The organism is Pseudomonas sp. AC463 (assembly GCF_979253585.1).
Genome location: NZ_CEEDDZ010000438.1, coordinates 1 through 293 on the forward strand (window position 1 = coordinate 1; position 293 = coordinate 293).

Annotated in this window: 1 protein-coding gene; it reads left to right on the forward strand. The window is 68.3% G+C overall.

Annotated features, from left to right (window positions below; genetic code table 11):
* On the forward strand, positions 1–293 hold a 293-nt coding region (locus AC0IYH_RS30875; RefSeq protein ID WP_471837988.1), incomplete at both ends, for a hypothetical protein.

Consider the following 293-nt stretch of genomic DNA (forward strand, 5'->3'; position numbering starts at 1 on the left):
GTCCCGACTTTGCCGGCAGCGATCGGGACCGGCGCGATACGATCCGCCAAGGTGACGATCGCCGCACCGGCTGGCGCAACGACGACCGCCGCGACTGGAACAACGATCGGCGCCCGGACCAGCAACGCCGCGCTTACGGCTACGGTTATGGCGGCAACAATGGCTGGCGGGACCAGGCTTATGATCGCAGCCGGTTCGAGGATCGCCGGGCGTGGAACCGCGGCTGGCGGACGGAGAATCGCTACGACTGGACGCGCTACCGCAGCACGAACCGCAACGCCTACCACCTGCCG